This is a genomic window from Paraburkholderia sp. D1E (assembly GCF_052682275.1).
Genome location: NZ_JBQYMB010000001.1, coordinates 2,418,296 through 2,440,218, shown reverse-complemented (window position 1 = coordinate 2,440,218; position 21,923 = coordinate 2,418,296). Strand labels below are relative to the sequence as shown.

The 21,923-nt window shown below is 61.7% G+C and carries 17 protein-coding genes; 6 read left to right on the top strand and 11 right to left on the bottom strand.

Features of this window, described 5'->3' with window-relative positions:
* Positions 1–688: 688 nt before the first annotated feature.
* On the top strand, positions 689–3,385 hold the full coding sequence (locus ACUN0E_RS11095) for a response regulator (RefSeq protein WP_445566591.1): 2,697 nt from the start codon (positions 689–691) through the stop codon (positions 3,383–3,385).
* A 127-nt stretch (positions 3,386–3,512) separates the two neighbouring features.
* Here ACUN0E_RS11095 and hisC read toward each other — a convergent pair whose 3' ends face one another.
* The 4 genes from hisC to ACUN0E_RS11075 are packed head-to-tail and all read right to left on the bottom strand — an operon-like array spanning position 3,513 to position 9,089.
* A complete protein-coding gene (hisC, locus tag ACUN0E_RS11090; protein ID WP_445566590.1) occupies positions 3,513–4,625 on the bottom strand; it encodes a histidinol-phosphate transaminase in 1,113 nt (370 codons plus the stop codon).
* The gene (locus ACUN0E_RS11085) at positions 4,618–6,051 is read right to left on the bottom strand and encodes an aldehyde dehydrogenase family protein (RefSeq protein ID WP_445566589.1); all 1,434 of its coding nucleotides are present in this window, start codon (positions 6,049–6,051) and stop codon (positions 4,618–4,620) included. The genes hisC and ACUN0E_RS11085 overlap by 8 nt, the downstream gene beginning before the upstream one ends.
* 10 nt (positions 6,052–6,061) lie before the next feature.
* Entirely contained in the window at positions 6,062–7,747 is a 1,686-nt protein-coding gene (locus ACUN0E_RS11080) for a thiamine pyrophosphate-dependent enzyme (RefSeq protein WP_445566588.1), read from the bottom strand.
* Positions 7,748–7,799: 52 nt separating this feature from the next.
* A complete protein-coding gene (locus ACUN0E_RS11075) occupies positions 7,800–9,089 on the bottom strand; it encodes an MFS transporter (RefSeq protein ID WP_445566587.1) in 1,290 nt (429 codons plus the stop codon).
* 168 nt (positions 9,090–9,257) lie between these two features.
* Between ACUN0E_RS11075 and ACUN0E_RS11070 the strand changes: the two genes are divergently transcribed.
* On the top strand, positions 9,258–10,178 hold the full coding sequence (locus tag ACUN0E_RS11070) for a LysR substrate-binding domain-containing protein (RefSeq protein WP_445566586.1): 921 nt from the start codon (positions 9,258–9,260) through the stop codon (positions 10,176–10,178).
* Positions 10,179–10,193: 15 nt separating this feature from the next.
* Here the strand turns inward: ACUN0E_RS11070 and ACUN0E_RS11065 are convergent, their stop codons facing one another.
* The 5 genes from ACUN0E_RS11065 to ACUN0E_RS11045 all read right to left on the bottom strand — a co-directional run bounded on the left by ACUN0E_RS11065 (position 10,194) and on the right by ACUN0E_RS11045 (position 16,020).
* The gene (locus ACUN0E_RS11065) at positions 10,194–11,300 is read right to left on the bottom strand and encodes an S-(hydroxymethyl)glutathione dehydrogenase/class III alcohol dehydrogenase (protein WP_445566585.1); all 1,107 of its coding nucleotides are present in this window, start codon (positions 11,298–11,300) and stop codon (positions 10,194–10,196) included.
* A 58-nt stretch (positions 11,301–11,358) separates the two neighbouring features.
* Positions 11,359–12,330, bottom strand: a complete 972-nt coding sequence (locus ACUN0E_RS11060; protein WP_445566584.1) for a PDR/VanB family oxidoreductase — start codon at positions 12,328–12,330, stop codon at positions 11,359–11,361.
* Positions 12,331–12,398: 68 nt separating this feature from the next.
* A complete protein-coding gene (locus tag ACUN0E_RS11055; protein ID WP_445566583.1) occupies positions 12,399–13,748 on the bottom strand; it encodes a nucleobase:cation symporter-2 family protein in 1,350 nt (449 codons plus the stop codon).
* 68 nt (positions 13,749–13,816) lie between these two features.
* Positions 13,817–14,914, bottom strand: coding sequence for a sugar phosphate isomerase/epimerase family protein (locus ACUN0E_RS11050; protein WP_445566582.1), 1,098 nt, complete (start codon positions 14,912–14,914; stop codon positions 13,817–13,819).
* Entirely contained in the window at positions 14,911–16,020 is a 1,110-nt protein-coding gene (locus ACUN0E_RS11045) for a Rieske 2Fe-2S domain-containing protein (RefSeq protein ID WP_445566581.1), read from the bottom strand. The genes ACUN0E_RS11050 and ACUN0E_RS11045 overlap by 4 nt, the downstream gene beginning before the upstream one ends.
* Before the next feature lie 134 nt (positions 16,021–16,154).
* Between ACUN0E_RS11045 and ACUN0E_RS11040 the strand changes: the two genes are divergently transcribed.
* The gene (locus ACUN0E_RS11040; protein ID WP_445566580.1) at positions 16,155–16,877 is read left to right on the top strand and encodes a GntR family transcriptional regulator; all 723 of its coding nucleotides are present in this window, start codon (positions 16,155–16,157) and stop codon (positions 16,875–16,877) included.
* Positions 16,878–16,991: 114 nt separating this feature from the next.
* Here the strand turns inward: ACUN0E_RS11040 and ACUN0E_RS11035 are convergent, their stop codons facing one another.
* Together ACUN0E_RS11035 and ACUN0E_RS11030 are read right to left on the bottom strand one after the other, a co-directional pair.
* Complete coding sequence (locus ACUN0E_RS11035; RefSeq protein ID WP_445570420.1) at positions 16,992–18,149, bottom strand: cytochrome-c peroxidase; 1,158 nt, start codon at positions 18,147–18,149, stop codon at positions 16,992–16,994.
* 67 nt (positions 18,150–18,216) lie between these two features.
* Positions 18,217–19,449, bottom strand: coding sequence for an alkaline phosphatase family protein (locus ACUN0E_RS11030; RefSeq protein WP_445566579.1), 1,233 nt, complete (start codon positions 19,447–19,449; stop codon positions 18,217–18,219).
* Positions 19,450–19,797: 348 nt separating this feature from the next.
* Between ACUN0E_RS11030 and ACUN0E_RS11025 the strand changes: the two genes are divergently transcribed.
* The 3 genes from ACUN0E_RS11025 to ACUN0E_RS11015 are packed head-to-tail and all read left to right on the top strand — an operon-like array spanning position 19,798 to position 21,775.
* The gene (locus ACUN0E_RS11025; protein WP_408237025.1) at positions 19,798–20,544 is read left to right on the top strand and encodes a GntR family transcriptional regulator; all 747 of its coding nucleotides are present in this window, start codon (positions 19,798–19,800) and stop codon (positions 20,542–20,544) included.
* Positions 20,541–21,431, top strand: coding sequence for a sulfite exporter TauE/SafE family protein (locus ACUN0E_RS11020; protein WP_408237028.1), 891 nt, complete (start codon positions 20,541–20,543; stop codon positions 21,429–21,431). The genes ACUN0E_RS11025 and ACUN0E_RS11020 overlap by 4 nt, the downstream gene beginning before the upstream one ends.
* Positions 21,428–21,775, top strand: a complete 348-nt coding sequence (locus tag ACUN0E_RS11015; protein ID WP_408237031.1) for a DUF1634 domain-containing protein — start codon at positions 21,428–21,430, stop codon at positions 21,773–21,775. Before ACUN0E_RS11020 ends, ACUN0E_RS11015 begins: the two co-directional genes overlap by 4 nt.
* Positions 21,776–21,923 lie beyond the last annotated feature (148 nt).

Here is a 21,923-nt window from a genome sequence, read left to right as displayed (position 1 = left end):
TGGTGTTGGCCTTTCCTTGAATTGTTATTGGATTATTAGCGTCGCCCCTGTGCGGGGCAGGCACCTACTTTTCTTTGCCTGCTGCAAAGAAAAGTAGGCAAAAGAAAGCAGCTCAAACCGCTAGCTAATAAGCGGGTCCCTCGCACAGTCGCGGTAGTGGTGCATCTGGAATCCGTGCTCTCGCGCACTCCGCTCTCGTGACAAGGGCGTCATACTTCCGGCGGCGCTGCGCGCGCCGAAGGGTACTTCTTAACGCCTTCGCCGCGTTTTGGTGCTCGTGTTTCGCTCGGAACCCCGACTTATCATTGCATCGCCCAAACACGCCCGTCCCTTTTCCTGCCGCCCAGGTACACCGTTCGGGTCGCGCCAAAGCAGCCGACATGCAATCAAAACCGGCGACATGTGCGCTTCTTTCCGGATCCCGCGTGCTTACTTGAGCAACGCAGGTAAAAGTTGCGAGCCAGTTCGCGCCGATGGGTCGGCTAAACCCGCACAGCCCCTTCTGATACGCCACCAGGCAAGCGTTGTGACCTACAATTATCGCTGCCACCCGGCCGCTTCGCGCCGGCTCACGGTGCACGGTGCACGGCAGAAGATTCATCCCGCCTCCTGCTGAACATCCGCCCGCGTCATGCGCGCCGGCAGAGTGGGGACATACTCGTTGACGTGATCTCTGTGGAGCGCAGCAATGCCCTTTCCAGCACAAGACCATGGTTGCCCCGGCTGGAACGGGGAAATGGCGCGTCGCATCAACGAATTCGACTGGGCCGCGACCGACCTCGGCGCCATAGAAAGCTGGCCGCGCAGTCTGACCGCCACCGTTCAAATGCTGCTCGCCTCGCCCGTGCCCCTCGTGCTTTTATGGGGCAAGCCTGGCTACATGATCTACAACGACGCCTACGCGATATTCGCGGGCGGGCGGCATCCGTATCTGCTCGGCTGTCCGGTCGAGCACGGCTGGCCGGAGATCGCCGATTTCAACCGGCATGTGATGCTCACGTGTCTCGCCGGCGGCACCCTGTCGTATCGCGACAAGGAACTGGTCCTGCTGCGCGACGGCAAGCCTGAAGACGTCTGGATGGACCTCTACTACAGCCCGGTCGCCGACGATAGCGGCGCACCCGCGGGCGTACTCGCGATGGTCGTCGAAACCACCACGCGTGTCCTCACCGAACGCTGGCGGCAGCGTGCCGAAGCGGAGCTGCACGAGACCAACGAACGGCTGCAACTCGCGCTCAATACCGGCGCCGTGCTCGGCACCTGGGTGCTCGACGTGCGCACCGGCACCGTCACCGGCGACGAACGTTTCGCGCGCACCTTTTCGTTTCCGCTCGAAGAGGCCGCGACCGGGGTCGAGCGCAATGCCGCGACACAAGTGATCCATCCGGACGACCAGCCGCTCAACGACCGCATGACGATCGAAGCAATGCGCACCGGCCAGCCATTTCGCGCCGAGTATCGGATTCGCCGCCCCGATGGCGACTATATGTGGGTGCAGGCGAACGGTCAGTGCGAATTCGACGAGCAGGGGGAGCCGACCCGCTTTCCCGGCGTGCTGATCGACATTCACGAACGCAAGATCGCCGAACAATCGCTGCGCCAGCTGACCGAAACGCTCGAACAGCGCGTTACCGACGAGGTCGCGGCACGGGCAGTCGCCGAAGAGCAGTTGCGCCAGGCTCAGAAGATGGAAGCGATCGGCAGCCTCACAGGCGGCGTCGCCCACGACTTCAACAATGTGCTGCAAGTGATCAACGGCAATCTGCAGATGCTCGCCGCCGACGCCAATGACAGTCCGGCCACGTTGCGGCGGCTGTCCGCCGCGACCGATGCCGTCAAACGCGGCGCGAAACTGGCCGCGCATCTGCTCGCCTTCGCGAGGCGTCAGCCGCTCTCGCCGACCGTGCTGAACCCGCGCCGCCTGCTCGCCGGCATGAGCGAGATGCTGCACCGCGCGCTTGGCGAGACCGTCAAGATCGAAACGGTATTGAGCGACGATCTGTGGCACGTGCAGGCCGATCGCAATCAACTTGAAAACGCGCTGCTCAATCTCGCGATCAATGCGCGCGACGCGATGCAAGCCGACGGCACGCTTACCGTTTGCGCAACCAACCGCGTGCTGGACTCGATGTTTTGCCACCGCAAGCCGGAACTCTCGCCGGGCGAATACGTAGTGTTCTCGGTGACCGATACCGGCGCCGGCATGAAGCCCGAAATTCTGGAACGTGTGTTCGAACCGTTCTTCACGACCAAGCCCGACGGCCATGGCACCGGCCTGGGCTTAAGCATGGTGTTCGGTTTCGTCAGACAAAGCGGCGGCCATACGTTGATCGACAGCGAAGTAGGACGCGGCACCACTGTCTCGCTGTTTTTCCCGCGCTGCTGCGAGCCGGAAACAGCCGAAGCCGTCGATCAGACCGCAGCGCCGGTGGGCGGCGGCGAAACGATTCTGGTGGTCGAAGACGATGCGGATGTTCGCCTGACCGCCGTCGAAATGCTCGCACAACTCGGCTACAAGGTGCTGACGGCATCGAGTGGCGACGCGGCGCTCGAATTCATCGAAAGCGACGTGCCGATCGATCTGCTGTTTACCGATGTCGTGATGCCAGGCCAGGTGAAAAGCGTGGAACTGGCACAGCGTGCGGCGGCGCGCTCGCCCTCGGTACCGACACTCTTCACCTCGGGCTATACGCGCGACGAGATCGTCCACCACGGCAAACTCGATGCCGGCATCACGCTGCTTTCCAAGCCGTACCGGCGCGACGATCTCGCGCGCAAGGTGCGCGGCGTATTGCGCGCTGGAGCCGCCGACATGAGCGACGGGCAGATCGCCCCCTGCGTGCCACGCACGGTCTACGATCCAGCCGGCGTATTCGCAGCGTCCGATCCGCGCGAAATGCCGCTGCACGAGCCAAACTCCGCAGGAGAAAGCTCGCCCGCCAACGCTCCGGCGGGTCTGCCTGGGAGTTCGCCTGGGAATTCAATGGCAAGTCCGCCGTCACACCAACCCGGCACGCCGGCTCGCGTGCTGCTGGTCGAAGACGACCCCGATTCGCGCGACGCAGTCAGCGAACTGCTCGGCGCGCTGGGTCTCGACTGCACGGCGGTCGCGAGCGCGGAAGAAGCGCTGCCGCTCGTGCCCGCGCAACGTTTCGACATCCTGTTCACGGACCTGACCTTGCCCGGCATGTCCGGCGACGACCTGGCGCGTGCGGTGCTGCGGCAGCAGCCGGATATCCGCGTGTTGCTGGTGTCGGGTTATGGCAGGAGTGCCGAGATCGGCGAGGCCATCCCCGGCGCGCGACTGCTCGGCAAACCGCTCGATATCTCGCAGTTACGGCGCGAGCTCGCGGAGTGGCTCGATCACACGGAGGCGGCTTCCTAGGCGAGCCTCCGTTAATTCCGCCGCCTCACCCGCTGGCGAGTGGACCGGATACATCTGAAAGACCCGCTTTGCAACATCCAGCAAGGCGGCTGACTCATTCGCATGCCTACCGAAAGGCACATTGCATTCAAGCTTGCATCGCCTGTTTCAAGGCTGCCAGACACCGCAAGTTCTCGGCTCCCGTGCCGACCGAAATCCTCAGCCAGTCCGGCAAGCCATAAACGCCGACAGGCCGTACGATTACGCCCTGACGCAACAGGCTGGCATTGACCATGGCCGCATCGCCTACCTGAACAAGAACGAAGTTCGCGCGCGAACGCAGGTAGTGCAAGCCTAGCGAATCGAAGCCCGCATAGAGTTGCGCCAGCCCCTTATGGTTTTCAGCACAACTGCGCACAAGAAAAGCCTCGTCATTGAGCGCCGCTACGGCTGCGCGCTCTGCCAGCGCCGTCACCACAAAGGCCGGTCTGATGCGGTTCAGCAATGCCGCCAACGGCGGTTGCGCAACACCGTATCCGACTCGCAGGCCAGCCAGTCCATACGCCTTCGAAAACGTTCGAGTCACGATCAGATTGGGAAAGCCCTGCACCCATGCCAGGCTGTCGTAACAATCGTCGACCGGCAAATACTCGCTATACGCCTCGTCGAGCAGGACCGGGATGTGGCTCGGGACTGCAGTAAGGAAGCGCTCCAGCGCCGCGCCCGACACGAACGAGCCGGTCGGATTACCCGGATTGGCGAGGTAGACAAGCGCGGTATTCTCGTCGATGGCGGCGAGCATCGCCTCCAGGTCGCAGCCGTAGTTATGTGCCGGCACCACCTTGTGTGCGGCGCCAGTGCGCTGCACGGCATTGACGAACGCCTGAAACGAGTACTGCGCATAGACCGCATTGCGGCCGGGTTCAAGAAACGCCGTGGCGGCCAATCCCAGCACGCACTCCGAACCGTTGCCCGGCACCAGGCATTCGGCCGGCACGTCGAACCTGCGCGACAACGCGGCTAGCAATGCATGGCAATCGTTGTCGGGATACCGGGCCAGTTCGGTGCCGGCATCCGTCAGAACAGCACGGGCTGCCGCGCTCATGCCGAGCGGATTTTCGTTTGAGGCCAGCTTGACGATCGCTTCGGGTTGAACACCTATTTCACGCGCCAAAGCGTCAATCGGCTTACCCGGCTGATACGGTTTCGTCGCACGAATGTGGGCCGGCAGTCGCAGTGCCGTTTCGCTGGTATCACGCATGGGTACAGCCTCCCTGTATTGCCTTCAATTCGAAAAATTCCTCGACACCGTAACGTCCGTTTTCGCGTCCGATGCCCGATTGCCGATAGCCGCCGAACGGCGCGGCAAGATTCTGCGGTGCGCCGTTGACGACGACCTGTCCCGTGCGCAGGCGCCGGGCGATGCCGAGCGCACGCTGCGCATCGGCACTCCAGACGCCGCCGGACAGTCCATAGGGCGTGCTGTTGGCGATCGCCACCGCTTCTTCTACATCCGTGTAGCTCATCAGCGCCAGCACGGGACCAAAGACTTCCTCACGCGCTAACGTCATGTCTGATGTCACGGCGGAAAACACGGTCGGTCGCACAAAATAGCCGTGCTCAAAACCAACGGGGCGGCCGGCACCGCCAGTCACGAGCCGCGCCCCCTGTGCGAGCGCGGTGCCGATATGACGCTGCACGGCCTCGAACTGACGGCGGTTGGCAACCGGTCCGAGCCGGGTCTCCGGACGATCAGGATTGCCTACGATCCAGTCCCGGACGTGCTGCGCGCATAGGGCTTCGACTTCACTCAGCAGGACAGCCGGTACCAGCAGCCGCGTCTGTGCCGCGCAAATCTGGCCGCTGTTCGTAAAGCATTGGCGCAGCACGGTTGACACCGCGTCAGACAGCGGTGCGTCGTCGAGCAGGATGGTTGCCGACTTTCCGCCCAGTTCAAGCGCGACTTTTTTCACGGAATCGGCCGCAGCGCGCGCTACGGCACGCCCGCCCGTTAGAGACCCGGTGAAGCTCACCATGTCGACCTCGGGATGGGCCGCCAACGCCGCGCCCGTGCCCGGCCCATCACCCCATACGAGATTGAACACGCCTCGCGGCAGACCGGCTTCGTGAACAATCGTGGCAAAGCGTCGAGCGGCAAGCGGCGCTAACTCGCTCGGCTTGAGAACCACCGTGCAACCGGCCGCGAGCGCCGCGCCGACCTTGGCGACAATCTGATGCAAGGGAAAATTCCATGGCGTAATGGCCGCCACCACACCCACCGCTTCACGCACGACGAGCGAGTGGCCCACGTTTGTTTCAAGTGCCATCGAACCGATCGCCTCGATCGCCAGTTCGAGATTACGCAACGGCATCGGCACCTGCATCTGCCGCGAGACCCATAACGGCGCGCCGATCTCCTGGGCAAGATCGGCGGCGAAGCCATCGAGCTGCCGCGCAATGCCCTCACGCACGCGGTTCAATACCGCGCAGCGCTGCTCAACCGGCGTGGCGGACCAACCACCGAACGCGTGCCGCGCCGCGGTAACCGCCGCATCCACGTCGTCCGCGTCACACACGGCAATCGAAGCAAATTGACGCTCGGTGCACGGATCAAAGGCAGCGAGCCTGTCGCGCCCAGCAGCGGGGACCCAATCACCGTCGCAATAGAAAGTATCGAAATTTTCCACGCCCTTCCCCTTATGCCGCCTTGGCCGGTTCGCCAAGCGGGTTGGGCGGCGCTTCGCGGCCTGCCAGCTTGAGCGGCGCCTTGAGGCGGAATAGATGCCAGGGACTCGGCATCTCGCCGACCTGCGCTTCGATCACCACAGGCGCACGTGCGGCAATCGCATTGCGTACCGCCCCCTCAAGCTGCTGCGGGTTGGTCACGCGTTCGAAATCCAGATCGAAGGCCGAGGCAAGTCGATCGAAATGCGGATTGCACAGTTCGACCGCGATGTTTTCGCCGAAGGTCTGTTTCTGGATCGTCCGCACATTGCCGAAATGGCCGTCGTTAAATACGACCGTGACAAGGCCTACGCCATACTTGCGCGCCGTCGCCAGCTCCTGCATGTTCCAGCCGAAGCCGCCGTCGCCGTTGATGCTGACCACGGCACGACCCGGGTTGCCGGCAGCCGCGCCGAGCGCAGTGGCGAACCCGTAACCGAGCGTGCCCTGATAGCCCGGCGTGATGAACGTACCCGGCTGGTAGACCGGATACATCAGCCGCGCGAAATAGCCGACCTGCGTCAGTTCGTTGACGAGGATGCCGTCGTCGGGAATCGCACTGCGCAACGCACGTGTGTAGGCACTCTGCGGCTCGATCTTGTCGGCCTGACGCTGAGCCCACGCACGCACGATGTCGAGGTCGGCCGGGGGAGCGCGGCGCACGCCGCTCAGTTCGTCGCACAACGCTTCGAGACCGAGCCGCGCATCGGCGCCAATCCCGAGACCCGGCGCGCGTGGCGCCGACCAGTCGGCCGCGTCGGCGTTCAGATAGATGTAGCGGATGCCTACGCCCGGCCACGACGGCGCAGGCGTCATGATGTCGAGAAAACGGCTGCCCACCACCAGCACGACATCCGCATGCGGGAACACGGCGCGACCGCCGAGCGTATTCAGCGCGAGTGGATGCCGGCTCGACAAGGCGCCTTGTGCGTTATCGTCGAGTACGACCGGGGCCTGCAATTTCTCCGCAAAACGGCGCAGCGCCTCGCTCGCGCCAGCGGCCAGCACGCCGCCACCCGCGTAGATCACAGGAAAGCGTGCCCGCTCAAGGAGTCCGGCGGCCTGGGCAATGGCGACTGGATCAGGCCGCACACGGCCGGCATCATCTTCATTCGCAGGCGGATCGATGAGCGCGATATCGGCGCTCGCGCTCAATACGTCATGCGAAATTTCAATGCCGACCGGACGCGGCCGCCCGCTGCGCAACTGCTTCACCGCTTCGCGCACGAGCCCTGGAATGGCTTGCGGCAACGCTGCACTGCCCTGCCATTTCGTCACGCTGGCCAGCACCTGGGTCTGGTTCGGAATTTCGTGCAACAGCCCGTAGCCGCGGCCGACCCCGCTCGAATGGATGTTGCCGGTGATGGCCAGCACCCGTGAATTGCAAGCATAGGCGGTCGACAGCCCCGCCATCGCATTGAGCAGCCCGGGGCCGGGCACGACCATGCTGACGCCGATGCGCCCTGTCGTGCGTGCATAGCCGTCGGCCATATACGCGGTGGCCTGTTCATGACGCGGCACCCAGTAGCGGATCCGGTCGCTCTGCTGACGCAGCGCTTCCACGGCCCAGTCGAGCTGGACACCCGGAATGCCAAAAATATCGGTGATGCCTTCACGCACCAGTTGCTGCGCGAGCGCTTGTCCGCCGGTCATATTCATGGAGTCACTTCCTTGCAAATTGGAGAGGTTTGAGTTCGATGTCTGAGCCGCATCAACCGTGTTGTGGCGCGTCTTGCGCCGTCGGTCTCGCGGCTGCTCCGGGTAGCGCCAACGCAGCGGCAAGACCCAGCAGGACACCGAAAATCACGTAATACGCGGGAGCCATCCGGTCGCCAGTGACGACAATCAGTCCCGTCACAATGAGCGGCGTAAAGCCGCCGAAAACCGTGGTCGACAGGTTGTAGCTGACCGACAGACCGCTGGAGCGTCCACTCACGGGGAACATCTCCGCCAGTGCGGTGGAAAGCGGGCCAAGCACCGCCGCGCCCAGCACGCCGAACAGCAATTCGATCGCGAGCAGCGTGCTCATGGCCGGGTCGGCCTTCAGCCAGGCAAAGCATGGCCACACAGCAACCAGGCTGAACACGAACCCCCACGCCAGCACGCTCTTGCGTCCGACCCGATCGGATAAGGCGCCGAATGCGGGACAGGCCAGAATGCGCACCACGCCCGATATCGCGATCACGACGAACGGCGTGCTCGGCGGCATCCGCAGGTACTGCACCGCGTAGGTCGGCATATAGATGTTGAAGACGAATTGCATGATGGTGGTGCCCGCCACCAGCCCGCTCGCGATAACGATTTCGCGCCAGTAACCCCGCAGCAGTTGCCCGAACGGCAGGCTCGGCTCGCGTTCCCGCGTCACGCGAAAGAGCTCGGGTTCGTCCACCCGGTTCCGGATATACAGCCCGACCGGCCCGATCAGCAGGCCCAACAGGAATGGCAGCCGCCAGCCCCATGACTCCAGTTGCGCCGGGGTGAGGCCCTGCGTGATCAGCACGCCGACGAGCGACGCGAGGACACCGGCCACCGCCTGCGCGAACATCTGAAAACTGCCGAACAGGCCCTTCTGGTGGGCCGGCGCGGACTCGACCAGCATCGACGTCGCGCTGCCGAACTCCCCACCGGCCGAAATGCCTTGCAGAACACGGGCGAGCACCATGACGACGGTCGCCACCACGCCGGCCTGCGCGTAAGTCGGCGCAAGACCGATCATTGCAGTCGCCACGGTCATCATTGCGATGACCAGCAACAGTGCCGCCTTGCGGCCCACGCGGTCGGCATAGATGCCCAGCACGATGCCGCCGACCGGACGCGCCACGAACGAAACGCCGAATGTCGCTGCGGTCAGAAGCGTGGCCGACGACCCGGCCGTGGCCGGAAAGAAGTGGCGTGAGATCACGCCCATCAGATAACCGAAGGCGATGAAGTCGTACCACTCCAGCACGTTACCGATCGTCGACGCAAAAATCACGCGACGGTGTTTGAACAATTCCTGCATGTCTCCAACCTCCTGAAGGGGTCTTTCCAGTTCGCTCCTGGATGGGCGTGCCCCGACTGCGCGGGTTCCTGCCTGACTGAATCGTGTCACCTTAGAGATAACCACGAAAGCCTTTTTTGGCTATCATGATCGCCTTTAGCGATCACTATCGACCCACGGAGTAACGACATGACATTGCAGCAATTGCGCGATTTCACGGCAATCGTGAACCAGGGTGGGGTGCGCGCGGCGGCGCGCGCACTCGATGTGTCGCAGGCGGGGCTCACCAAGAGCGTGTCGAAACTGGAGGCGTCAGTGCAGGCGTCACTGTTCGTTCGTACTTCGCGCGGGGTCGCCCTCACCGCATTCGGGGAACGCCTGCTCGAACACGCGGCGATCATCCTGCGCGAATGCGACCGCGCCGAAGCGGACCTGAACCAGCTGCGCGGCGACGAAGCAGGCGAAGTCGGTGTCGGTGTGTCGCCCGCGCCGTCGATTCATCTGGTGCCGGCCGTGCTGCCCGAGTTTCGCCGCCGTTATCCACGGGCACGGCTTCACGTCACGCACGGCCTGTCACATTCGTTATTGCCCGCCGTACGGTCGGGACAACTCGATATCGCCATCACGCCGGTACCCGAACCTTTCGACGCCGCTGGGTTGCACATCATTCCGCTCTTTCCGACCGAACCGTCTATCGTCGGACGACGCGATCACCCGCTTGCGAAGAGCCGCTCGATCAAGGAACTGGTCGATTGTGAATGGGTGATCACCGGGGTGGCGGATAGCCTTGGCGCGCCAGGCAGCAGCATCGTCGACCTGTTCGCCGAGGCCGGGCTCGGCCGGCCAAATGTCGCCGTCGTGTGCGACTCATTGTTCGACACGCTATCGCTGATCGCCCGCACCGATCTGCTCGCACCGCTGCCGCAAGCGGTGCTGACACACAGCCTCATGCGGGACGGCCTGGCACGCATTCCGATCCGCGAACCGCAGAAGGTCTACACGATCTGTATCGTTCATCGCGCCAGCCCGCCGCTGTCGCCGATCGCGGCGGCGTTGACGGCGATGCTGGTGTCGTTCGCGAAGATCGGGCGTGGGATCAGGGGGGCGTAAGTGCGCTGTGGTGCGCTAGTAAATGACGACCGAGCGGATCGACTCGCCCTTCTTCATCAGATCGAAGCCTTCGTTGATGCGTTCGAGCGGCAGACGGTGCGTAATCAGGTCGTCGATATTGATCTTGCCTTCCATGTACCAGTCGACGATCTTCGGCACGTCTGTACGGCCGCGCGCGCCGCCGAACGCCGAGCCCTTCCACTCGCGGCCCGTCACCAGCTGGAACGGCCGCGTGCTGATCTCCTCGCCCGCTGCCGCCACACCGATGATGAACGACTGGCCCCAGCCCTTATGCGTACACTCCAGTGCCTGACGCATCACCCTGGTGTTGCCGATACATTCGAACGAGTAGTCCGCGCCGCCATCGGTGAGTTGCACGATGTGATCGACCACGTTCTCGACTTCGTTCGGGTTGATGAAGTGGGTCATGCCGAACTTCTTCGCCAGCTCCACGCGGCCCGGGTTGATATCGACGCCGATAATCTTGTCCGCGCCGACCATCTTCGCGCCCTGGATCACGTTCAGACCAATGCCGCCGAGACCGAACACCACCACGTTCGCACCCGCTTCGACCTTCGCCGAATACACGACAGCGCCCACGCCCGTCGTCACGCCGCAACCGATGTAGCAGATCTTGTCGAACGGTGCGTCTTCACGCACCTTCGCGACCGCGATTTCCGGCACGACGATGTAGTTCGAAAACGTGGACGTGCCCATGTAGTGAAACAGCGGCTTGCCGTCCAGCGAGAAGCGCGACGTTGCATCGGGCATCAGGCCGCGGCCTTGCGTCGAACGAATCGCCTGACAAAGATTGGTCTTGCGCGACAGACAGAATTTGCACTGGCGGCATTCCGGCGTGTAGAGCGGAATGACGTGGTCGCCCTTCTTCAACGTGCCCACGCCCGGGCCGACATCGACGATCACGCCCGCGCCTTCGTGGCCGAGAATCGCCGGGAAGATGCCTTCCGGATCGGCGCCCGAGAGCGTGTAGTAATCGGTGTGGCAGATGCCTGTCGCTTTCACTTCGATCAGGACTTCACCGGCGCGCGGGCCTTCCAGATCCACTTCTTCGATCGTCAACGGGGCGCCGGCTTTCCAGGCGATTGCTGCTTTGGTTTTCATCGATTCTCCGAATGTAAATTGCTAAAACGCCTATGCTTGACGTCGAACGTTGCCTCGTTCAAATATCCAGTTCTAGCGTGTCACTCAGCGCGCGCGAGCAGCACGGCGTGATCTGATCGCCTACAGCTCTTTCGTCGTCCGAGAGGTAGACGTCCCGATGATCCGGAACGCCGGAAATCACACGTGTGATACAGGTGCCGCAGACGCCCTGTTCACACGATACGTCGATCTCCACGCCGTACTCCCGCAACGTCTCCACGATGCTCCGGTCGGCGCGTACCATGCACCTCACGCCGCTTCTGGCGGCCACGACCTCGAACACTTCTCGCCCAGAAGCCGGAGCCGCCGGCGCGGCAAAATGCTCAACGTGAAAATGCGCCCGTGGCACCCGTCCGGCGGCGTGGCGCCCCACCATGTCCATGAATACGCCAGGACCGCACGCGTAGACGTGTGCGGTGGACCCAATGCCGGCCAGCACGTCGCAAATTACCCGTTCCGTGTCCTCGACCGAAGCGCCTGTGTGGATGTGAATCGATGCAACGTCGTCTGCTGCAATCAGCCGGTCGGCAAACGCAACGTGCTCGGGAGACCGCGCAAAGTAGTCGAGCCGGAAATCGCGCCGGGCCTGACGCAGGCTTTGCACCATCGCGAGCAGCGGCGTGATACCGATTCCGGCGGCGAAGAGGACCGTCATGTCCGCGTCCTCGTGCAGCGGAAAATGATTGCGTGGCGCGCTGATGGTCAAAGGCGCGCCTTCCCGGAGCCGCTCATGAACGGCTCGCGAACCGCCACGCGATTGCGGTTCCAGTTTGACGCCGAGAATGTAGTGGTCGGTTTCTTTGGGTGCATTACAAAGCGAGTACTGCCGGATGATCGGGCGTTCGCCGTCTGGCGCGTCGAGAAAAACGTCGATGTGCGCGCCCGCCGAAAAAGGCGGTAAGCGCTCGCCATGCGCGGCCACGAGTTCGAGCGCAACGATATCGGCCGCAACAGGCCACTTCCTTTGCACAATGACAGAAATCTTGTCCATGTTAATTCGCCTGAATATAGCCACAGCGCGCCCGACTGTGTCGCAGCGGCTGCATGAAGCCAGCAAGCTCAATGAGTTGTGCTGACGCTGTCCTTGATCGCCGCCTCGACCGCACCGATCGTTGCGGCGCCGTTCGCGAAGTAATTGAGCAGGATTGCCGTGACGGCGCATAGCGCAATACTGCTGTTCAGCAAGGTGCCGATGTCCGGCGGAAACTTCGCGAAGTATTTGTCGGAGACCATCGGAATCATCCCCATGCCGAGACTGACTGCAACGATCATCAGGTTGTGACGGTTACCGCGAAAATCGACGCTCTGCAGGATGCGAATGCCGTTCGCCGCGACCATGCCGAACATCACGAACGCGGCGCCGCCGAGCACGAAATGCGGAATCGATGCCACGACAAAGGCTATTTTCGGCACAAAACCCAGAAGAATCATGAGGACGCCCGCAGCGACGCATACATAGCGGCTGCGAATGCCGCTGACATGCACGAGTCCGATGTTCTGTGAGTAGCTCGTGTACGGAAATGTATTGAAGACGCCGCCGATGATCGCACCGAGCCCATCGGTGCGCAGGCCGCGCACGAGATCAGTTTGAGTCGGTTTTTTGTCGATGATGTCGGCCAGTGCGAAGATCCCGCCCATCGATTCGATCAGCGTAACGATCATCACCAGCGACATCGAGATGCCTGCAAGCAGGTCGAACTTCGGCAAACCAAACTGGAAGGGATAGACCATCGCAAACCACGGTGCTTCAGCCAGCCCGTCGAGCTTGACGAAGCCGACGGCAAAAGCGAACAGGAAGCCGAGCAGGATGCCAAGCAGCACCGAAATATTCGCAACGAATCCGTTTGCGTAGCGACTGATGGCAACAATCGCTAACAGGACGAAAGCTGCGATGCCAATGTACGCCGGTCGTCCGAAGTCAGGCACCCCATAGCCCCCGCCTGAATAGTGGATACCCACTCCCATCAGCGATACGCCAATCACAAGGATGACCGACCCCGTCACGACAGGCGGAAAGTAGCGCAGCAAACGCGCCATAAGCGGCGCGAGCAGAAGACCAACAATACCGGCAACGATCACTGCGCCGAAAATCCCTTGAAGCCCCAGCTCCGGATTGAGACCGATGGCGATCATCGGCCCGATCGCGACAAAAGTCACACCCATCATCATCGGATAGCGAATGCCGAAGGCCCCCACCCCAAGTGACTGGATGATCGAAACAAGGCCGCCTGCGATCAGATCGGCATTGATCAGCGCGATGGTGGCATCCCTGCTGAGACCTAGCGCCCCAGCCAGCACAAGCGGCACGGTGACCGCGCCGGCATACATGGCGAGCAGATGTTGCAAGCCGAGGATGCCCAGACGCGGCAGCGGCAATTTCTCGTCGACGGGGTGAATCGTGTCGTCCATACGAAACTCCTGCGGGAACTGCGTGAGGAATGCACGGGCGTCGTCAACGCGCAGCCCGCATGGAATGACTAGCCCTGAATCGCAGCTGGCCGATAGGAATCGATGAGGTGCTGCCGGGAACCGGCCTGCTGCTCCGCATCGAGCACCGCCGCGCGTTCGGCATAGAGCGCCCTGACTGCGCGTGCCACGGCACAGCTGTCGGCAAACATGTTGTACTTCCATCCAACGCCGTAGGCAGACAGATTGATGTTGTCGATGGTCATGATCCGCATCGACGACGCCTCATGGCGTAGATATTGATCGATGACCTTGCGTACGACCTCCATCGTGCAGGCCAGTTTGTGCGCATGCCATGTCTCGGTATGCCACTCGCCCGGCGCGGGATGCTCGAACGGATACTGGATACCGCGGCCGGGGCGCTCGCAACCCATGCCATCGAACGGCCCACTCTCGTATGCCCACCAGTTTCTCGGCCCATTCGGCGCCACGGGACGCACCTGCGTCCACCACACCATGTTGCGGGCAAGCCAGCGATCGCAGAAACTGTCCGCGTTGAACGGGTCGAGTCGCCGCACGCTGTCCGGGTCGGAGCGAATGCCGGAGACGGCCTGCTCGACTTCGTTTTCGATCTTGAAAATGCAATGGCTGTAGTCCATGCAGAACTGGAACGGCACGCCACGCGCCTCTATGGCATCAGCGACTTCCTCGATGCGCGGAAATGCCTCCGACCACATGTCGACATGCACCTCATAGGTGATGCTCAAACCGAGCGAATCGGCCAGTTCAAAGGTCCGCAGATACGAATCGATCACTTCGGCATTGGTCACCATCCGGCCATCATGGTGACGAGCCCAAACCATCAGATTGTGGTATTTCGAGCCGACCCGTTTCGCGCGCCGCAGGTTCGCTTCGATCACGGGCTCGTCATGGCCCAGCTGATAGGTCCAACTGCCCGAAAGCACGGGGATCTGATACGTGTCGATCGCCCGTTGATACTCGTGCAGATTGCTCTCTTCGGGAATGCGATCGAAGAAATCCCACAGCCCGGATTCAGCAACCAGCCGGAACTGTTCCATGACCGGCAACTCCTGCTCGCTCACAGGATGAGTCATCGACGAAGGCTGGATACCTCGGCCGGCGCACGCAAGCGGAAACATCTTCTTCATAGTCTGGTTTCCTCGTTGATGAGCTGTGTTCCGACGGGCTCCGCGCGGCGATGCTCGATCACCCTGGAAAGCAGGCAAGCCGCAAAGCGTTCCCGGCCGGCCGTTGCCGCAGCAGCAAGTTCGCGTAGCCACTTGCGATACTGAATGGAGACCTTGTCAGTCATGACGGACACTTCCTCGGCGATCGGCACAGCCGGTGTCTGCGATTCAATGATCGGCCGATCTTCGTTGAGCACCTGCTTCTGGAATGCGACGTGCGACGCATCTTCGCTAGCCGGATCAGCTTCACCGTTGTCCGTGCGCGCAATGATCATGAAATTCCGGCAGACGTTGTCGTCCACCGGGCATGATGTAGTCCAGATCACAAAGCGCCCCGGCTGCCGGTATAGATCGATCTCCAGATTGACCGTGAAGGGCATCGTGCAACGATAGTTGAACTTGCCTAGCGGCGACGCCTCGGGCAGGTTCTCCAGCATTTCCCTCGCGGGCTCGATGTCGAAACACAACTCGCCGTCGATCCTGTCGACCGGTACCACGGGCGGGCGCGCATAGGCAGCGTCGTAAAGCGTTCCGGGGTGAACAAACGCGAAGTGAGAAAAGTCGGTGAAGTTTTCCCAGCGACGCTCGGCCGAGGTGTTCCACACATAGGATTTATCGACAACCACACGCATGTCTTCACGGTCCCAGTCGCCGAAGGCCGGAATCTGCGCACAGTCGTAAGTGTTATCGAGCCTGACCCAAACGATGTCGTAGCGCACAGAGCAATCAAACGCTTCAGTCCGGGCCTTCCCCGGAATCGGCAGGTCCGGACACGCAGGCACATTCCGGCAGACTCCCGCTGCGTCGTACGCCCAACCGTGATACGGGCACGTCAACAGTTCGTTTTCCACTCGACCCAGCGACAGCTTCGCGCACCGGTGTGCGCATCGGTCGCGCATCGCCACCATCGTTTCACCGAGTTTTGCGACCACGAGGTCGTCGCCCAGCAACCGGACCGCCATGGGACCCGCACCGGAAGCATGCGCCTCTTCGAACTCTGCAAGCGTGCAGACCGGATGCCAGAAGTGCTTGAGGAACGACTTATCGGGAATGAGCGGTGTTGCCATTACGCCTCCTTATTTGCACACGATTTTCAGACATTGTATGCAATCAATAAGGATTGACAACAGTGTATACCCTTGAGTATGCTGTTCATGCAATTTTGCGCACCATGTACTAGCGGCAGAAAAGGCTGTAAGCCATGAAGGAAACGTCCACCCAAACCGTTGTCGGTGCGATTACCGACGCGATCCTGCTGCAACGCCTCGCCCCAGGAACGCGCCTCGGTGAGGCCGAACTCGCGTCCATTTTCGAGGTCGGGCGCACCGTCATCCGCCAGGCGCTGATACGGTTGTCGCAAAGCAAACTTGTACGGATCGAACACAACCGTGGGGCGTCAGTCGCGCAGCCCACCGAGTTTGAAATCCACGAAACGTTCGAAGCGCTCGCGATGATCGAATGCGCGGCCATGGAGAAATTTGCCGGCACGATGACGGCTTCGGACGTGCAACGTCTGCATCAGCATCTGAGCGAGCAGCGCGTCGCGCATCAGCGCAGCAACGTCGACCTCGAATACCGGCTTGGCCCGGATTTCCATCTGCTGGTTGTGCAGATGGCCGGCAATCGCACGCTTGAGGCCATTCACGCGAGCCTGATCGCGCAGGAACGGCTCTTCACGTCATTTCACTACGACGATTTCGATCACGGTCATCTGTGCCGTGATCACGAGGAAATCATCGGGTTTTTACAAGCTGGAGAGGTGACACGTGCTCAGGCATTGATGAAAGGCCACTACCGTACGCTTGAGGGATTCTGCCTTGGGCATAAGGTGAAACGGACCGGCTTGTCTCTGCGCGAAGCCCTGCTTTCAGAGGGGAAGAACGATGAGCCCGGCAAGAGCGGGCAAGTGGTCCAATTCAAATAGCGATGTTTCATCCACCCGCAGATCCAGGGGCGAAATAATAAAGCGCCGCGCCTTGGTCACTCCGCTGCCAGCGTATGCCTCCGATTCGAAAGCGTCGCCGTTCTTGTCCGGCCACTATCTTCTGTAGCCGTCGTTCAGGGTGGTGAGGAAAGCGGCAACGTCGTCGATATCCTGCTCCGACCACACGGGGCGCTCGCCCACCTTGCGCGTGAGCGGTTCGTCGGTCGTATCCACATTCACGCGCAGCGCAACCGGCAAGTCGTTAAATTTATCGACCTTGCCATGCGCATCTGTCGGGTACCACTTCGCCGGATTCGTATCGCGCTGAACGTAGAAACGCAGCGCGTCCTTCAGCGTATGGAAGCGGCCGTTGTGGAAGAACACATGCCGCGTTGCCGTGTTACGCAGCGACACGGACTTGAAGAGTCCGCAGTTGCTTCTGTCGTTCGACTGATCGGTGCGTAGCGGTCCACACAACCCCATATCGAAGTACTTCGGGTCCGCGTTCGCACGCAAGTCCGGATTGCGTGGCACGCCGAGCGCCTGGAAGTTGAAGTCAGTGAAAAGTGGATGAGAGCCATCGACACCCGATTGATCGATGTGGCACGAGGCGCAATTGCCTGCGGCCGGATCGTCGAACAGCTTCTTGCCGCGCAATTCGCGTGCCGTCAACTGCACCTTGCCGTCGAGGTAGTAATCAAATTTGCTGGTGTACGGATGAAAACTCGGGTCTTCGAGCTCGAAGCGCTCGATGGCATACATCGCCTGGGTGAATGCCTTGCTGGGGTCGGTGAAAAAGTTCTGGCCAAACACTTCGCTGAAGCGCGCCGCGTACGGCGCGTGCTCCAGTTTCGCGAGCACCGCCGCCGGATCCCGGTTGGCCATCTCGTCCGGATTGAACAACGGGAAACTCGCCTGATCGTGCAGACGGTTAAAACGCCCATCCCAACCGAAGCCGCCAACCGGCGCGTTATCCGTCTCGCTCAGGCGCTCGGACAGACTGGCCGCCTGCGCATGACTCCACATCGGCGTACGGTTCAGCACGTAGCGCAGGCTCGGCACGGCGCGCGTGCCTTGCGAGCGCATGTCGGGTCCACCCAGTTGCGCGGCCAGCCCGTTGGGCGGCCCGTATGCGTGCGAGGGGCTATGACAGCTCGCGCACGACATCTTGCCCGAGGCCGACAACGACGGATCGAAGAACATCAGCTTGCCGAGCGCAGCGGCATCGCTGTATGTAGGCGGCACGTCGTTCGGCGCCGCACCCGCTGCCATCGGCAGCAGTACAGCGCCCGCCAGCACGGCGAGCGCTGCGAATCGCATTGCGGAAACCGTCATCGGCTTAAAGGTTCGTGAAGATGTCGTTGCCGAACCCAACCAGGCCAGCCTGCCCCGCGTAGCCGAGATAACCCAGCTGGAAAATGTCTTCAATGCTCCTGAGCATCGAGTAGTGGTTGTACTGCACTGTCGACACCGTGCCCGGTTTGATGAACTTCGAGATCATCACCGCACCGGTCTGGTCGCCGCCAAAGCTCTGTTTGGTCAGGTTGATCGTCGCACCCTTGTACGACAGCGACGAAGTCTCCGGGAACGCCGGCAGATTCGGACCCGGCTGCTGGCTGCAGCAGGTTGTACCCGCGAAAGTCAACTGCGTTTGTCCCGCTGAAGGCTGGGTCACCGACGCATAGCTGCTCTCGTCGAAGTTGATGATCAGCAGACCGTCCTGCTGGAATGCCGGCGAGGCGGTGATAATCGGCACCCACTTCTGCAGGAATGTGTTCGCGCTCGTCAGGCCGCCGGGCTGGCCATTCACGCACGGCGCGTCGTGGCCATCGTCGCACAGGTTCGGCGTAATCAGGTTGAAGTTGGCGGTGGTCGAGATCGATTGCAGGTCGGTTGTGAGTTTGTTCAGGTTCACGACGTTCTGGCCGCAGTCCGGCGAATCGATGATCGAGTGGAAATACATGAACGGGTTGTGACGCGTTGCGTATTGGTCGCCCAGCGGCACGGCCGCGCTCGGCGCTTGCCCAACCTGCGTGAGGTCGGTTGTGTTGAGCGCCGGATGACCGCAGGTAGCGGCTTCGCGCGTGGGGTCGTTGCCCATGTCGTCTTCATAGCCCTTCCATGTCAAACCAGCGACCTTCAGCTGGTCCGGCAGCGTCTTGATGCTGGCCGGATACACGCAGCCCGAGCCGATTGCCTGACCGTCCGGCGTCATACCCGCGAACTTGAAGTCCTGGTAGATCGGGCAATCGTTGTCCGTTTCCGGTGTCGGCGCCTGACCGCTGATCATCGAGATGTAGTTGTCGAGGCTCACGTGGCCCGTGCCATAGTACTGCTGCACCAGCGCACCTTGCGAAGCCAGCGTCTGCGACAGATAGGGCGCCTTGCTGTTCGCGCCGAAGGTAGTCGCATAGTTCTCGTTTTCGAGCGTGATGACGAAAACATGCTTGATCTGCTGCTGCCCGGTCACATTGAGCGACGAGGACGACGAGCCGCACGCGGCGACGATAGCGCCTACGAGGACAGCAGAAATGGCAGCGAAAAGTGTGCGCATCAAGGTGCGTTTTGACATTCCCTTCCCTTTTAATTGTGTTTTCCTGATCCGATCGAATCGACATACATCCCAATTGCTTTGCATGACGAACTAAATCGGATTGAATCACTGGGCATGTAATTACCCGTGCTGCCCACTGGCAAAAAAAACGGCGTATTCCGCGATCGGGACCGCCGTTTCTGGTGCAAAGCGAGGTTAACACCGCCGGTTCAATCGCACGTAGTCCATCCCGACTAAGGGGAAACGACGACTGCAGGACGCAATCAAAGGCTCCCTGTCCAACCGCGCCCCATTTCTCGCTTTTCCCCACACCACGCCCGAAATCGCGCCTTGACACCAAGACATCATGACGTCATGATGTCTTCGATGAACAGTGACCGTAACAGCCAGCTCCCCCTCTACGCGCAGGTCGAAGCCGTACTCGCCGCACGGATCACAGACGGCACGTATCCGCCAGGCACGCAGTTGCCCAATGAAGCAAGCCTGCTGGCGAGCTTCAACATCAGCCGCACCACGCTGCAAAAAACGGTGCAGAACCTGATTACGCGCGGTTTGATCGAAATCCGCCGCGGCAAGGGCACCTTTGTGACCCAGCCGCGCCTCACGCAGCCGCTCACCGAGCTGAGCGGCTTTGTCGAAGATATGCGTGCGCAGGGCCGCCATCCCACCGCCCGGCTGCTAGCGAGACAAATCGAAACCGCGAGCGAGGCCGTCGCCGGCAAACTGGCGCTCGAACCGGGCACGCCCGTCGTCCATATTCAGCGCGTGCGTATCGCCGACGGCACACCGCTTTCATTCGACGAAACCTGGCTACCGAAGGACATCGGCGAAAAGATCATCGAAAACGATCTGGAGGCGGAGCCGATCTTTACGCTGCTCGAAGAGAAGTACGGCATTCCGCTGATCGAAGCCGAATACCGGCTCGAAGCGATCGCCGCGAACGAAGCCGTTGCGCAGGCCCTCGAGGTCGACGTGGGCAGCCCGATTTTCCTGATCGAGCGAACCTCGTATTGCGACGAAAACCGTCCGGTCGATTATGAAAAGCTGTACTACCGCGGCGATCAGATCCAGTTCGTCACCCGTCTCGCCCGGCGCAAGCCGAACGGCCAATGACCGGCGCGCAGGCTACGATGGATCTGAGCTACACGCTGTGGCTCTTCGCGGTGTCAGTCGGGGCAAGCGCGTTGGGCGGCATGCTCGGCATGGCAAGCGGCATTTTTATCGTGCCCATCCTGACCATGTTCGGCCACCTCGATATTCACGTCGCAATTGGCGCCAGCATTGTTTCAGTGATCGCCTGTTCGTGCGGCGGCGCAGCGCCCTTCCTGCGCGGTCGCTTGACCAATATTCGTCTCGCCGTGGTTCTGGAAACCGCCACCACGCTGGGCGCGTTGTCCGGCGTGCTGCTGAGCGGGCTTATCCCGGTGCCCGTGCTGTTTTTCATTTTCGCGGTCATTCTGCTGCTCTCCGCCCAGCAAATGCTGGCGCGGCGTGCCGACCCGATCGCCAGCTATGGCGCCAACGCGCCGGGCGCAAATTCGTGGGGCACATCGTTGCAACTGGATTCGAGTTATCCGGATCGCGCACTCGGACGCGATGTCGACTATCGCGTGCAACGCGTACCGCTGGGTTTGTCCCTGATGTACGGCGCAGGGTTGATTTCGGCGTTGCTCGGCATCGGCAGCGGTGTCCTCAAGATTCCGGCGATGGACACGGCGCTGCGCTTGCCAATCAAGGTCTCGTCCGCCACGTCCAATTTCATGATCGGCGTGACGGCGGCGGCCAGCGCCGGTGCTTACTTCCTGCGCGGTGAGATCGTGGTCGCGATCGCCGGCCCGGTGGCATTGGGCTCGGTCGTGGGCGCCGTGCTCGGCGCGCGCGTGCTCACGCGCGTATCGGGCGAGAAACTGCGCGTGCTTTTTGTCGTGGTGCTTGCGCTGCTCGCCGTGCAGATGCTGCTCGAAGCATTCGGCGTCCATCTTTCCGGAGCGCCGGCATGAGCCGCATCGCGTCGAGCGGGGCACGGCTCGAGTACTGGCTGGCGAAGCTCCTGCAGTACGGCACATGGGTGGCAACAGGCACGATTGCGACCGGCCTTGCTATTAGCCTTCCAGCCAGCCTTCGAGGCGCTTTTCCCGGCCTGCAAATTCCCGCCGGACTGCTTTCAACGTCGGCCGGCATGCATATTGTGAGCGTCGGCATCGCGCTTTTTATCCTGCTGCCGATAATGCGGCTTATATTGATGTTAGGGATGTTCCTGCATCAACGCGACTACCGGTTCAGCGCGATTGCCGCCCTCGTGCTGGTGATCGTCGCCGCGGGATTACTGGCCGGCGCAGCCTGATGTGCGTGGCACGAACGACCCCGGGTATGATGCCGATCGTGCACGGGTCGGCGTTCGACCCACCGCTGCACATTTGTAATGCACGCGTTGTAATGCATTTTGTCATTGCGTTTTGTCACGCGTTTTGAAGTTGCATTGGCAGCCGCGT

Coding starts and splice junctions, on each gene's coding strand:
- ACUN0E_RS11095 (WP_445566591.1), top strand. CDS start 689: ATGCCCTTTCCAGCACAAGACCATGGTTGCCCCGGCTGGAACGGGGAA.
- hisC (WP_445566590.1), bottom strand. CDS start 4,625: ATGCGTGATACCAGCGAAACGGCACTGCGACTGCCGGCCCACATTCGT.
- ACUN0E_RS11080 (WP_445566588.1), bottom strand. CDS start 7,747: ATGAATATGACCGGCGGACAAGCGCTCGCGCAGCAACTGGTGCGTGAA.
- ACUN0E_RS11075 (WP_445566587.1), bottom strand. CDS start 9,089: ATGCAGGAATTGTTCAAACACCGTCGCGTGATTTTTGCGTCGACGATC.
- ACUN0E_RS11070 (WP_445566586.1), top strand. CDS start 9,258: ATGACATTGCAGCAATTGCGCGATTTCACGGCAATCGTGAACCAGGGT.
- ACUN0E_RS11065 (WP_445566585.1), bottom strand. CDS start 11,300: ATGAAAACCAAAGCAGCAATCGCCTGGAAAGCCGGCGCCCCGTTGACG.
- ACUN0E_RS11060 (WP_445566584.1), bottom strand. CDS start 12,330: ATGGACAAGATTTCTGTCATTGTGCAAAGGAAGTGGCCTGTTGCGGCC.
- ACUN0E_RS11055 (WP_445566583.1), bottom strand. CDS start 13,748: ATGGACGACACGATTCACCCCGTCGACGAGAAATTGCCGCTGCCGCGT.
- ACUN0E_RS11050 (WP_445566582.1), bottom strand. CDS start 14,914: ATGAAGAAGATGTTTCCGCTTGCGTGCGCCGGCCGAGGTATCCAGCCT.
- ACUN0E_RS11045 (WP_445566581.1), bottom strand. CDS start 16,020: ATGGCAACACCGCTCATTCCCGATAAGTCGTTCCTCAAGCACTTCTGG.
- ACUN0E_RS11040 (WP_445566580.1), top strand. CDS start 16,155: ATGAAGGAAACGTCCACCCAAACCGTTGTCGGTGCGATTACCGACGCG.
- ACUN0E_RS11035 (WP_445570420.1), bottom strand. CDS start 18,149: ATGGCAGCGGGTGCGGCGCCGAACGACGTGCCGCCTACATACAGCGAT.
- ACUN0E_RS11030 (WP_445566579.1), bottom strand. CDS start 19,449: ATGTCAAAACGCACCTTGATGCGCACACTTTTCGCTGCCATTTCTGCT.
- ACUN0E_RS11025 (WP_408237025.1), top strand. CDS start 19,798: ATGAACAGTGACCGTAACAGCCAGCTCCCCCTCTACGCGCAGGTCGAA.
- ACUN0E_RS11020 (WP_408237028.1), top strand. CDS start 20,541: ATGACCGGCGCGCAGGCTACGATGGATCTGAGCTACACGCTGTGGCTC.
- ACUN0E_RS11015 (WP_408237031.1), top strand. CDS start 21,428: ATGAGCCGCATCGCGTCGAGCGGGGCACGGCTCGAGTACTGGCTGGCG.